We start from the raw sequence: 11634 nt of genomic DNA on the forward strand, positions 1-11634 counted from the left end.
TTTTCCTCTTTCATATATTTAAGTTTCTTACCTGGTCTATTACTTCTTCCATGTGCATGCCGTGGCTGCCCTTTACAAAAACAAGAGTACATGGGCTTATTAGGGATTTTAACTTCTCTACTAAGCCATCCTTGTGTTCAAAATAGAAGCATTTATTAGGCTTGAAATTTTGAATGGCACCCTCATACATGTGGTAGGAGAGAGGGCCGTAGAATAGGCAAAAGTCAATTTTTTTCGGATCAATTTTTTCTCCTACTTGATAGTGGAGTTTTGCTTCATCTTCGCCTAGCTCTAGCATATCTGATAGGCAGATAATTTTCTGCTTGTAGCCAAATAATTCATATACAGTTTCAAGGCCTGCAAGGAGGGCTTGTGGGTTTGATTTATAGGAATCATCTAGGACATCAAATCCATCCAGTTCCAAGAGTTCAGACCTATTTTGGCTTGATTTTGCTTTCATTAGGCCCTTATTAATTGTTTCCTTATCTAGGCCAAAGAATTGAGCTATCATGACTACTGCTGCTGCATTGTAGACATTGTGCTTGCCTATAAGCGGGATTTCGTAATGGTCTTTCCCATTTGAAAATCTTAATTTTGATGAAGGTGACTCTTCAAATTTGATATTAAAATCTGCCTTAGGATCTGTTCCAAAGGATAGGACTTTTTCTTTAATATCATAAGTAGGGATTTCTTCTTTCATGGTTGGGTCATCTATATTATAGATGAAGGTCCCTTGATCATTCATTCCCTCGAGAATTTCAAGCTTGGCCTTTAGAATACCAGACTTAGTCTTTAGGTTATGAAGGTGGCTATCACCTATGTTTGTTATCATTGAAATGTCTGGTCTTACTATAGTACTTGTTAGAGAAATATCTCCAAAATTATCTGTACCTAGCTCTATCACAGCGATTTCACAATCATCATCTAGGGAAAGGACTGTCTTTGGGACACCTATTTCGTTGTTGAGATTGCCCTTGGTCTTTTGGGTCTTAAATTTCTCGCTAAGTATAGTTGTAAGAAGGTCTTTTGTTGTGGTCTTACCATTTGAGCCTGTTATGGCAACAACCTTACACTTAAGCTCATCCCTGTAGGCCTTGGCCAAATCTTGGAGGGCTTTTTTTGTATCTTCTACCCTTATATAAGGGATAGTGACATTTTTATTTACCTTATAATCCTTATCCACAATAAAGGTGGCTGCTCCCTTTTCTTCGCACTCTTTGATGAAGATTCTCCCATCAAAGACTTCGCCAACTAGGGGGATGTAAAGCTCACCTGGATCTATGGTTCTAGAATCTGTTGAAACTCCACAGATTTCAATATCTAAAAAATCCTCATCAGAAATAGCGCCACCAATCATTTTTGCAATGTGGCCAAGACTTCTTTTAATCATAAAGCCCTCCTAAAACCATCTTCGATAAGCTTATCTAAAAGTTCGCTGAAAGATATTTGGTAGAGGTTTTCAGCCATTCTTCCGAAAAATGAAGAAGGGGTGAAGCCTGGGAAGGTGTTGATTTCGTTGATGAAAAATTCCTTATTTTTAGTATAGAAGATATCAACCCTGGCAAAGCCCTCGCAGCCTACTGCCTTATAGCAGGCCTTGGCAAAGGCACGACCTCTGTCATATTCAGCTTCTTCCATGTGGTAAGGGAGTTCTTCTCTGGTTGATTTTGAAAAGTATTTAGCATCGTAGTCTAAAAATACGTGGTCAGTGATGTAGGCAGCTGGGAGTGACACATCAATTTTTGAACCATCACCTAGGACAGCAAATTCAATTTCTTGGCCAACTATTAATTCTTCAACAAGGACCTTGCGGTCATATTTTAAAGCCTCAAGGCCAGCCTTTTTGAAATCTTCCTTGCTATCAACTCTAGAAACACCAACAGAAGATCCATTAGCAGATGGCTTAACAATTAGAGGAAGTCCGATTTCTTCTATACATTCATCTATAAATTCATCTGTGAAATCCTCTTTATAGGCATATTTATATTTGGCTTGTTTAAGGCTGTTTTTTTCAAATATATCATTGCTTGTAACCTTATCCATGCAAATAGCAGAAGATAAAAGACCGTTACCGATGTAATTTAGACCAGTGGCATCCAAAAATCCTTGGATTGTACCATCTTCGCCATAGGTTCCATGGACTACAGGGAGGATAATTGTAGATGCTAGGTCATTTTTGCTTACTTCTATAAGGAATTCTGCGATAGATTCTTGTCTTGATTTATCAATTGTCTTAACTAAAGAAAATTCATCAGACTCCTCGTAATCAGAAAAAGTTGGTGAGAATCTTCCTTCCTTATCTATATATATAAGATTTATATTGTATTTTTCTTTATTTAAATTTTTGGCAATATTAAGAGCACTTCTAAGGGCAATATCATGCTCGCTAGAAGGGCCGCCGCATAGGATGTAGACAGTTTTCATACTTTCTCTCTTTCATTTATATATCTATGTAAATTTTACTCTTATTAAGAATATGGGCAAATCAAATAGGAATTAGTAAATGACTAAGTGAATATTGCCTATAAATTGTTACAAAATAAAAACTAATTATTAAGAAAATATGTGGGAATTTGCCAATAATTTACTGAAAATACCCAAAAAAGATTTTGGTAAAAGCCTAATGTTTTGATAAAAACCCGGGGAAAACGCTTGAAATTACAAGTTTTGAAATTTTTGTAAATATTTTGTAATATTTAGACAAATCTACATAATTTTCACACAATTAAAAGTTATACTAGGTCTTGTAAAAAAGATTTGTTATCAAATTGTAACTATTGTTACAAAATGCTAGCAAGGTTAAAAAAGAAAATAATTTACTTTTATATAGAAAGACTAAAGAGGAGAATAAAATGAAAATTTTTACTAAATACGCCCTAGCGGCAGCCCTAGTTATACCGTCTGTATTTGGACTAACAGGAAGAAATGCAGAAGCAGCAAGTGCTGTACTTAATAAGAATGCAGCAAATGGTGTAAATGTTAGAAGCGAAGCAAAACTAGGTGATAATATCATCGGTCTTATTGATGATCAAAAAGTTTATGAAATTAAAAACGAAGAAAATGGTTGGTTTGAAATTGAATTTGATGGCAAAAAAGCTTTCGTATCAAGCGACCTATTCCACCTACTAGAAGAAACAGAAGTTGTAAGTGCTACAAATTTTAGAAGCCAAGCTAGCTTAGATTCTGAAGTAATCGAAGTTATCCAAGCAGGTACAAAGGTTGAATCTATTGACATAGCTGAAAATGGCTTTGTAAAAGTAAAGGTAGATGGCAAGGAAGGCTATATTTATCACAACCTTCTAAAGAGCTTTAGAGATAGGTACCAAGCATATGCAAGCGCAAATCAAGCATCAAATGCTAATAATAACGCTCAAGCAAGCACAAAGCAAGCTCCTACACAAAATACTCAAGCTCAAGCACCAGCTCAAAACTCAAACGAATCTTACCAAGGCTCATCAAACTGGGCTAAGGAATGGATAGCTCAAAGAGAATCAGGTGGTTCATACACAGCTTACAACCCAAGAGGTGGATACTATGGTAGATACCAACTAAACCCATCACTAGTTCGTTATGGAGCAAGCCCAGCTGAACAAGAAGCTGCAGCAGATAACTATGTAGCCCAAAGATATGGTTCATGGGAAAATGCCCAAGCTTTCTGGCAAAGAAATGGCTGGTATTAAGCTAAAAATTAAGTAAAGAATGAAATGTAGCAGGATTTATCCACGATGGATAGGTCTTTGCTACATTTTTTATTTGTTGACAAAAACAAAAATTTTTAATATACTTTTATTAAGTGAAAGTGAAATCGATTACAGATTTTTATTAAAATATAAAAGCTTGAAAATTTGAAACAGCCCTATCTTGTTGGCTGTTTTAATATTTTTTGCTAAGTTATTTATGTTTTGCTTTCAGAAAAATTTTATAAGGAGGAATTATGTTTAAAAGATTTAAAAATCTTATACTCTGTCTATTAGTCCTAGTGACTATGGTTGCTTGTTCTTCTAAACCAGAAAAGAAGATAATAAGAATTGGCCACAACCAATCGCAAAACCATCCGACTCACCTTGGACTCTTAGCCTTTGAAAAATATGTGGAAAATGAGCTTGGAGATAAGTATGATATCCAAGTTTTCCCATCAGAACTACTAGGTAGCCAAACTGACATGGTCCAGCTTACTCAGACTGGAGCTATAAATATGGTTGTTGCAAGTAACTCAATACTTGAAACTTTTGATGATGTTTATGAAATATTTAACCTACCATATTTGTTTGCTTCAAGCGAGGCCTACCATGCAGTTATGGATGATAAGTCTATAACAGATTCAATCTTCACCTCTACAAGAGATGGGGGATTTGAGGCCGTTACCTGGCTTGATGCTGGTTCAAGGTCATTTTATACCAAAGATAAACCTATAGAAAAACCTGATGACCTTAAGGGTCTAAAGATAAGGGTTCAACAATCACCTACTAATGTTAGGATGATGAACCTACTTGGAGGATCTGCTTCTCCTATGGGCTTTGGTGAGGTTTACACAGCTCTTCAATCAGGAATTATTGATGGGGCTGAAAATAATGAAATGAGTCTTACAGACAATGGCCACGGCGAGGTGTGCAAGTATTATTCATATGATATGCACCAAATGATTCCTGATATTGTCCTTGCTAATTATGAATGGTTAGAGTCTCTTGGGGAAGACAGGAAGGTATTTGACGAGGGCTTTAAAGTTTTAAATAAGGTCCAAAGAGAAAAATGGGTAAGTGCTGTGGATAATGCAAAAGAAGGAGCCAAGAAGCTTGGAGTAAACTTTATCTATCCAGACCAAAAGCCATTTGTTGAGGCTGTTGCGCCACTTACAGAAGAGGTTCTAAATAGGAATGAAAAATTAAAACCATTCTATGAAAAAATTCAAGAATATAACAAGAAATACCCAGCTAAGGAGGAAGCTAAATGAGAAAAGCACTAGATAATTTAATGAAAATCTTATCAGCAGGCACCCTTCTTGCTATGCTTTTATTTGTAGTTTGGCAAGTATTTACCAGATATATCCTAGGCAAGCCATCAACATGGTCTGAAGAGCTAGTAGGATATTTATTTGCCTGGTCAACTCTTTTTGGAGCAGGCCTTGTGGTAAGTGAAAGAGGCCATATGAATATACCTGTTCTAATCGATACAAAATCGGTCAAAACACAAAAATATGCAGCTATATTTTCTGAAGTAATTATTTTTATTTTTTCCCTAGTAGTTCTTAGCTACGGAGGAATCAGGATTACAAAGCTTGCCCTAAACCAAATGACTTCATCACTAGGTTTGCCAATAGGTTTGTTTTATATACCTCTTCCAATAGCAGGTCTAATAAATATGATCTTTTGTATTTTAAATATTAAGGATATCCTATCTGGTAAGGTTAAATTCTTTAAGGCAGCAAGTGCTTCAGAGATTTCTGAAAGAATTGCCAATGAAGCAAGCGAAGTTAGCAAATATGAAAGCGAAGGAGGTAAGTAATGGGTGGACAAGCTTTAGCAGTTATATTAATAGTTTTAGCCTCTTTACTTATATTAGGAGTGCCAATTGCCTTTTCAATTGGTATAGCATCAATCGTTACAATTCTTGCCACAATTCCGCTAAATGTTGCGGTACTAACAGCAGCCCAAAGGACCTTTGTGGGCATGGGATCATTTACCCTTACAGCCATCCCATTTTTTATCCTAGCAGGTAACTTTATGAATGAGGGAGGTATAGCCAAGAGATTAGTAGATTTTGTAATGGCAATCCTTGGTAAATTACCAGGTGCCCTTCTTGTTACAAATATAGGGGCCAATGCTCTTTTTGGAGCAATCTCTGGATCTGCATCAGCAGCTGCAGCAGCTGTTGGATCAATGGTTAAGGAAGGCGAGGACAAATTAGGTTATGATAAGGCCTTATCTGCAGCTTCAAATGGAGCAAGTGCACCAGCAGGACTTTTGATTCCGCCATCAAATGCCTTAATCACCTATTCTTTAGTATCAGGTGGTACATCAGTAGCTGCCCTATTTTTGGCAGGCTATATACCAGGTCTTATATGGACCTTGGCTTGTATAATAATTGCAATCTTTGTAGCTAAGAAGAAAGGTTATAAGGGCACTGAAGGAAAATTCTCCTGGTCTAAGCTAGGAAGGGCTACAATAGCAGCCATACCATCTCTAGGCTTAATTATAGTAGTAATAGGCGGTATAGTAGCCGGAGTATTTACAGCTACAGAAGGTTCAGCTATTTCAGTAGTCTATTCCCTAATACTTGGCCTAGTTTATAAGAATCTTAACTTTAAAAAGATAATAAATATCCTAGTAGAATCAGCTAAGATGAGTGCTATAGTTGTCTTTTTGATAGGTGTTTCTAACATCCTATCATGGGTAATGGCCTTTACCGGTATCCCACAAATGATTGGTGAAAGCCTCTTATCAATTACAGATAATCCTATAATTATCTTATTGATAATGAATGTGATTTTATTAATATCAGGAACCTTTATGGATGTAACCCCTGCTATATTAATTTTTACACCTTTATTTTTACCTATTGTCCAAGAGTTTGGTATCCATCCTGTTCACTTTGGACTTATAATAGTTTATAACCTATGTATAGGCAATATTACTCCACCAGTTGGCAATACCTTATTTGTTGCAATAAAGATTGGGGATACAAGCCTTGCCAAGGTTATGCCATATATGATAAGGTACTATGCACTAATTTTATTAGGTTTATTACTTGTAACTTATGTTCCAGCTGTAACTATGTTTTTACCACAATTAGCAGGACTAATATAGAAAAAGAGCTTTCGATTTATTCGAAAGCTTTTTAATTTTCAAAAATATAGGTACAATAAGACTAATGGAGGAGCGTATGAAAGCAATATTGACAATAATTGGTAAGGATAGACCAGGAATTATTTATGAAGTGACAAAAATTCTCTTCAAATATAATATAAACATCCTGGATATGAGCCAAACTATAATGGAAGATAAATTTGTAGCTATGTTAAATATAGATATGAATGGGGCAAAGGCAGATTTTGAAGAAATTTCAAAGAGTTTTGAGGACTTATCAGAGGCAACAGGCCTTGATATAAGAATTCAAAATGAAAAACTCTTTGAAGCTATGACAAGGGTTTGATATGGATAAGACCAATATTTTAGAAACCATAAAGATGCTTGATGAGGAAAATCTTGACATTAGGACCCTAACCATGGGTGTAAGCCTTTTTGACTGTATAGATCCAGATTATGAAAAGGCCTGTGCCAAGATTTATGACAAGCTAATCAGAGAGACCAAGGACTTCATAAAGATATCAAAGGAAGTGTCAAAAATCTATGGAGTTCCAATCATAAATAACAGGATATCAGTAACACCTATTTCTATGATAGGAGCAGCTACAGATCTTGATGACTACACACCTTTTGCAAAAGTTTTGGATAAGGCTGCCAAGGACATTGGGGTAGACTTTATCGGTGGTTTTTCTGCTCTTGTAGAAAAGGGGATGACAAAAGCTGATGAGATATTAATTAAATCTATTCCAAAGGCCTTGGCCCAAACAGATTTGGTTTGCGGGTCAATTAATGTTGGTTCTACCAAGGCTGGAATAAATATGGATGCTGTGGCCCTTTGTGGCCAAACTATAAAGGACTTAGCAGCAAATACTGATGATGCCTTCGGATGTGCTAAACTAGTTGTTTTTGCCAATGCAGTGGATGATAATCCCTTTATGGCAGGAGCCTTCCATGGAGTAGGTGAAGCTGAAACTGTTATAAGTGTTGGAATTTCTGGTCCCGGCGTAGTAAAGGCAGCCATAGAAGATAAAAAAGATTTACCAATCAATGAAATTTATGAAATTATCAAGAAAACCGCCTTCAAGATTACAAGGATGGGAGAATTGATTTGTAAGGATGTTTGCGAAAAACTAGGCAAGAACTTTGGAATTGTAGACCTTTCCCTTGCCCCAACGCCTGCAATTGGGGACTCTGTAGGAAGAATCCTTGAAGAAATCGGAATAGATCATGTAGGAGGCCATGGAACGATAGCAGCCCTTGCTATGCTAAACGATGCAGTCAAAAAAGGTGGAATCATGGCAAGCTCTAGAGTAGGTGGTCTATCAGGAGCCTTCATACCAGTAAGTGAAGATGAGGGAATGATAGAAGCTGCTGGCAAGGGCTATATTTCCTTTGACAAGCTTGAAGCCATGACTTGTGTCTGCTCTGTAGGTCTTGATATGATAGCAATCCCAGGCAAGATATCAGCTACATCAATCGGGGCAATGATTGCTGATGAAGCAGCACTTGGGGTAATAAATAATAAGACAACAGCTGTTAGAATAATCCCAGTTCCGGGTAAAGATGTAGGTGACAGGGTAGAATTTGGTGGCCTCTTAGGTTATGCACCAATAATGGATGTAGGTGATTCTAATTCAGATATAATGATTAAAAGAGGCGGCCACATACCAGCTCCTGTCCACTCATTTAAAAATTAAGGAGAAAAATATGACAAATCCAATAGTAACATTTGAAATGGAAAGCGGAGATGAGATAAAGCTAGAGCTTTACCCAGAAATCGCTCCAAATACAGTTAAAAACTTTATTTCACTTATAAATCACGATTTTTATGACGGACTAATCTTTCACAGGGTCATCAAAAACTTCATGATCCAAGGAGGAGATCCTGAAGGAACAGGCATGGGAGGCCCAGGATATTCTATAAAAGGAGAATTTTCTCAAAATGGTTTTAGAAATGATCTAAAACACGATAGGGGAGTAATCTCAATGGCAAGAAGCTTCATGCCAAATTCAGCTGGCAGCCAATTTTTCATCATGCATAAGGATAGTCCACACCTAGACGGAGCCTATGCAGCCTTTGGTAAGGTCATCGAAGGAATGGATGTTGTAGATAAGATAGCAGAAGCAAAAACTGATAGAAATGACAGACCAAAAGATGAAGTAAAAATTGCAAAGGCAAGAGTAGATACCTTTGGAGTAGACTACGATGAGCCTGAAATAATAGAATAAAAGAAAAAATCTAGCCTAGGATTCTTATCCGACAGGCTAGATTTTTTTAAAATGCCATTAAAGATTGTTTTGAATATTCGATAATTTCTTCTACAAGATCATCAATATTTTCAGTTTCAAGTTCAAGTGCCTTATATAATCCTGCAAAGTTAAGACCAGCAAGGACTTTGACATTAGGAAATTTGCCTAATGTCAAAACTGCCCTATTAAAGGGGGTTCCACCTGCCATATCGGCAAAAACTATAATATTTTTACAAGAATCAGCCAGGCTATGGTAAGCTGCTTCAATTCTTTGATCAAAATCTTCATAAGATTGATTTTTCTTAAATTCTTCAATTTTAATATTATTAAATTCGCCAGCGACCATCTTTATAGCTGAATAGACTCCGCTTGCAAGAGAAGCGTGGCTTACAGCAATGACCCCATTTGTCATAAAAACTCCTTAGTATTTACTTAAATTACTATAATAATTGTAAGATAAAATAAATTACTTGTCAATCATCATTGGCTCTTGACATAAATACCAATTTCATATACAGTAATATAAAATGGTAATTACCATATCCAGAAAATTTTAGGGTGCAAAGGAGATTAATGATGTTACTTGATAAAACAAAGTTAGAAGAAAGAGATTTTAAAAACACCTATACAGAAATATTTGCTCAAGCAGATACTTGGCTAGAAATATATAGGCTATATGAAGAAAGAAAGGCTGACATAGAAAATTTTCTATCAAAGCTTAAGGGAGCTAAGGTAATCTTTACAGGAGCAGGTACCAGCGAATATGTTGGAAATATCGCAACAGACTATCTAAAAAGTCATGGAGACTTTGAATTTGAATCAATAGCCACAACAGATTTAGTATCAGCTCCATACCTTCACTTTAAAAAGGACAGGAAGACCCTCTTAGTATCATTTGCAAGAAGCGGAAACTCCCCAGAATCCTTAGCAGCAGTTAAGCTAGGTAGACAGCTAGTAGATGACTTCTACAACCTACCAATAACCTGTGCAGAAAATGGAAAACTAGCAGCAGGGCTAAAAGAAGATCCAAAATCATATGTATTCTTAAACCCAGAATACACCAACGACAAGGGATTTGCTATGACAAACTCCTTCTCATCAATGCTTCTTGCAAGCCTATTAATCTTTGATACAAAAACACAGAATAAGGCAGAAATAGTAGAAAAACTATCAACAATAGCCAAAGAAATTTATGAAAGAAGTCAAGAAATAGAAGACCTAGTAAACTCTGACTTCGACAGAGTAGTCTATCTAGGATCAGGTCCACTAGGAAAACTAACCAAAGAAGCAAGACTAAAAATTCTAGAACTCACAGCAGGCAAAGTAGCAACAATCTGGGATAGCTCCATGGGCTTTAGACATGGTCCAAAATCCTTCATAAACGAAAAAACCCTAGTCATATCATTTGTATCAGAAAATGAATACACCAAAGCCTACGACATAGACATCCTAGACGAAATAAAAGCAGATGGAATCGCTCCTAAAATAATAGGCATAACAAATGAAGAAATAAATCGCCCATATGAATTTGTACTAAAATCAGAAGGGATAAATGATGCCTACCTAGCAGTAGCTTATATAGTATTTGCTCAGCTAGTATCATTAATAACAAGTCTAAGAGTAGGAAATACACCAGACAATCCATCAGCAAGTCACACAGTAAATAGGGTTGTAAAAGGCGTAACAATCCACGAGTATAAGTAATGTCAAGCCTATATTCAAATCTCATAGACGACCTGATGGAAAAAATATCCACCATGGAAAAGGGAGCCAAGCTTCCATCAGAAAGACAGCTATGCTATGATTATAAAGTATCAAGGACAACTGTAAGAAAAGCCTTGGGATATTTAGTAAACTCAGGCATCCTCTACCAAGTCCAAGGCAGGGGGACCTTCGTCAGGGAAAGTAACAAGGAAAACTTATCAAACTACTATTCCTTTACAGAACAAACCAGAAAAAATGGCAAAACACCAAAGTCCCTAGTCCTAAGCTTTGAAATAAGACAGGCAAGTCCCGAAGAAAGAGAAATCTTTGAAGAAAAGGAAGGCTTTAAGGTCATTGCCTTTACAAGACTAAGGCTAGCAGATGACCTAGCCATGATGCATGAAACAACCCTCATTCCTTATGAGAGGTTCAAGGAAATCGACAAAAATCTACTAGAAAATAAACCCCTATATGATATTTTCGAAGAAGATTATAAGTCAAAGATTTATAATATAAAGGAAAGATTTTCGGTATCGTCTATGACAAGTCAAGTGGCAAAAACGATGAACCTAGAGGATAAGAGCCCTTGCCTTAAAATAAGCAGGCTGTCCTACGATTTAGAAGATGATCTTATAGAATATACCCTATCTTACGCAAGGGCGGACCTCTTCTATTATGAAACTTCATATACCCACAACTAAAGGGGCTGTTGCAAAAGTCCTAACATAGAAAAAGACGAGGAAATTAAACATCCTCGTCTTTTTCTGATACAATGTATTTATGAAACAAAATAGTAATACATCATCATTAACTAATCTTACACTAGTTGGTGATACAATTCAATTAAAATTAAACTTTAACACAGAAGTATACATCC

At 36.4% G+C, this 11634-nt stretch carries 12 protein-coding genes; 9 read left to right on the forward strand and 3 right to left on the reverse strand.

Features of this window, described 5'->3' with window-relative positions:
* Window positions 1-10: 10 nt before the first annotated feature.
* Together C8269_RS10610 and C8269_RS10615 are read right to left on the reverse strand one after the other, a co-directional pair.
* Window positions 11-1390, reverse strand: coding sequence for a UDP-N-acetylmuramoyl-tripeptide--D-alanyl-D-alanine ligase (locus tag C8269_RS10610; protein ID WP_106461794.1), 1380 nt, complete (start codon window positions 1388-1390; stop codon window positions 11-13).
* Window positions 1387-2424 carry a D-alanine--D-alanine ligase family protein gene (locus C8269_RS10615; RefSeq protein ID WP_106461795.1) on the reverse strand — a complete coding sequence of 346 codons (1038 nt, stop codon included), beginning with the start codon at window positions 2422-2424 and terminating at the stop codon, window positions 1387-1389. Before C8269_RS10615 ends, C8269_RS10610 begins: the two co-directional genes overlap by 4 nt.
* A gap of 428 nt (window positions 2425-2852) precedes the next feature.
* Between C8269_RS10615 and C8269_RS10620 the strand changes: the two genes are divergently transcribed.
* From C8269_RS10620 to C8269_RS10650, 7 genes are all read left to right on the forward strand, one after another.
* Window positions 2853-3680 (forward strand): SH3 domain-containing protein, encoded by an 828-nt coding sequence (locus tag C8269_RS10620; RefSeq protein ID WP_106461796.1) that lies wholly within the window; start codon window positions 2853-2855, stop codon window positions 3678-3680.
* 254 nt (window positions 3681-3934) lie between these two features.
* The gene (locus C8269_RS10625) at window positions 3935-4951 is read left to right on the forward strand and encodes a TRAP transporter substrate-binding protein (protein ID WP_106461797.1); all 1017 of its coding nucleotides are present in this window, start codon (window positions 3935-3937) and stop codon (window positions 4949-4951) included.
* Window positions 4948-5502, forward strand: a complete 555-nt coding sequence (locus C8269_RS10630) for a TRAP transporter small permease (protein ID WP_106461798.1) — start codon at window positions 4948-4950, stop codon at window positions 5500-5502. The genes C8269_RS10625 and C8269_RS10630 overlap by 4 nt, the downstream gene beginning before the upstream one ends.
* The gene (locus C8269_RS10635; protein WP_106461799.1) at window positions 5502-6803 is read left to right on the forward strand and encodes a TRAP transporter large permease; all 1302 of its coding nucleotides are present in this window, start codon (window positions 5502-5504) and stop codon (window positions 6801-6803) included. Before C8269_RS10630 ends, C8269_RS10635 begins: the two co-directional genes overlap by 1 nt.
* 76 nt (window positions 6804-6879) lie before the next feature.
* Window positions 6880-7149, forward strand: a complete 270-nt coding sequence (locus tag C8269_RS10640; RefSeq protein ID WP_106461800.1) for an ACT domain-containing protein — start codon at window positions 6880-6882, stop codon at window positions 7147-7149.
* 1 nt (window position 7150) lies between these two features.
* Window positions 7151-8500 carry a PFL family protein gene (locus tag C8269_RS10645; RefSeq protein ID WP_106461801.1) on the forward strand — a complete coding sequence of 450 codons (1350 nt, stop codon included), beginning with the start codon at window positions 7151-7153 and terminating at the stop codon, window positions 8498-8500.
* 10 nt (window positions 8501-8510) lie between these two features.
* A complete protein-coding gene (locus C8269_RS10650) occupies window positions 8511-9032 on the forward strand; it encodes a peptidylprolyl isomerase (RefSeq protein WP_106461802.1) in 522 nt (173 codons plus the stop codon).
* A gap of 46 nt (window positions 9033-9078) precedes the next feature.
* Here C8269_RS10650 and C8269_RS10655 read toward each other — a convergent pair whose 3' ends face one another.
* Complete coding sequence (locus tag C8269_RS10655) at window positions 9079-9465, reverse strand: PTS sugar transporter subunit IIA (RefSeq protein WP_106461803.1); 387 nt, start codon at window positions 9463-9465, stop codon at window positions 9079-9081.
* 164 nt (window positions 9466-9629) lie between these two features.
* On the opposite strand from C8269_RS10655, the gene agaS reads away from it, so the two are divergent.
* Together agaS and C8269_RS10665 are read left to right on the forward strand one after the other, a co-directional pair.
* Window positions 9630-10757 carry an SIS domain-containing protein gene (gene agaS, locus C8269_RS10660; protein ID WP_106461804.1) on the forward strand — a complete coding sequence of 376 codons (1128 nt, stop codon included), beginning with the start codon at window positions 9630-9632 and terminating at the stop codon, window positions 10755-10757.
* Window positions 10757-11458: a GntR family transcriptional regulator gene (locus C8269_RS10665; RefSeq protein ID WP_106461805.1), complete on the forward strand. Its 702-nt coding sequence runs from the start codon at window positions 10757-10759 to the stop codon at window positions 11456-11458. The genes agaS and C8269_RS10665 overlap by 1 nt, the downstream gene beginning before the upstream one ends.
* Window positions 11459-11634 lie beyond the last annotated feature (176 nt).

Source organism: Anaerococcus sp. Marseille-P3915 (assembly GCF_900258475.1).
In the GTDB taxonomy this organism is placed as follows: domain Bacteria; phylum Bacillota; class Clostridia; order Tissierellales; family Peptoniphilaceae; genus Anaerococcus; species Anaerococcus kampingae.

Excerpts from the sequence above, each read along its gene's own strand:
- C8269_RS10610 (WP_106461794.1), bottom strand. The coding sequence starts at position 1,390 with ATGATTAAAAGAAGTCTTGGCCACATTGCAAAAATGATTGGTGGCGCT.
- C8269_RS10615 (WP_106461795.1), bottom strand. The coding sequence starts at position 2,424 with ATGAAAACTGTCTACATCCTATGCGGCGGCCCTTCTAGCGAGCATGAT.
- C8269_RS10620 (WP_106461796.1), top strand. The coding sequence starts at position 2,853 with ATGAAAATTTTTACTAAATACGCCCTAGCGGCAGCCCTAGTTATACCG.
- C8269_RS10625 (WP_106461797.1), top strand. The coding sequence starts at position 3,935 with ATGTTTAAAAGATTTAAAAATCTTATACTCTGTCTATTAGTCCTAGTG.
- C8269_RS10630 (WP_106461798.1), top strand. The coding sequence starts at position 4,948 with ATGAGAAAAGCACTAGATAATTTAATGAAAATCTTATCAGCAGGCACC.
- C8269_RS10635 (WP_106461799.1), top strand. The coding sequence starts at position 5,502 with ATGGGTGGACAAGCTTTAGCAGTTATATTAATAGTTTTAGCCTCTTTA.
- C8269_RS10640 (WP_106461800.1), top strand. The coding sequence starts at position 6,880 with ATGAAAGCAATATTGACAATAATTGGTAAGGATAGACCAGGAATTATT.
- C8269_RS10645 (WP_106461801.1), top strand. The coding sequence starts at position 7,151 with ATGGATAAGACCAATATTTTAGAAACCATAAAGATGCTTGATGAGGAA.
- C8269_RS10650 (WP_106461802.1), top strand. The coding sequence starts at position 8,511 with ATGACAAATCCAATAGTAACATTTGAAATGGAAAGCGGAGATGAGATA.
- C8269_RS10655 (WP_106461803.1), bottom strand. The coding sequence starts at position 9,465 with ATGACAAATGGGGTCATTGCTGTAAGCCACGCTTCTCTTGCAAGCGGA.
- agaS (WP_106461804.1), top strand. The coding sequence starts at position 9,630 with ATGTTACTTGATAAAACAAAGTTAGAAGAAAGAGATTTTAAAAACACC.
- C8269_RS10665 (WP_106461805.1), top strand. The coding sequence starts at position 10,757 with ATGTCAAGCCTATATTCAAATCTCATAGACGACCTGATGGAAAAAATA.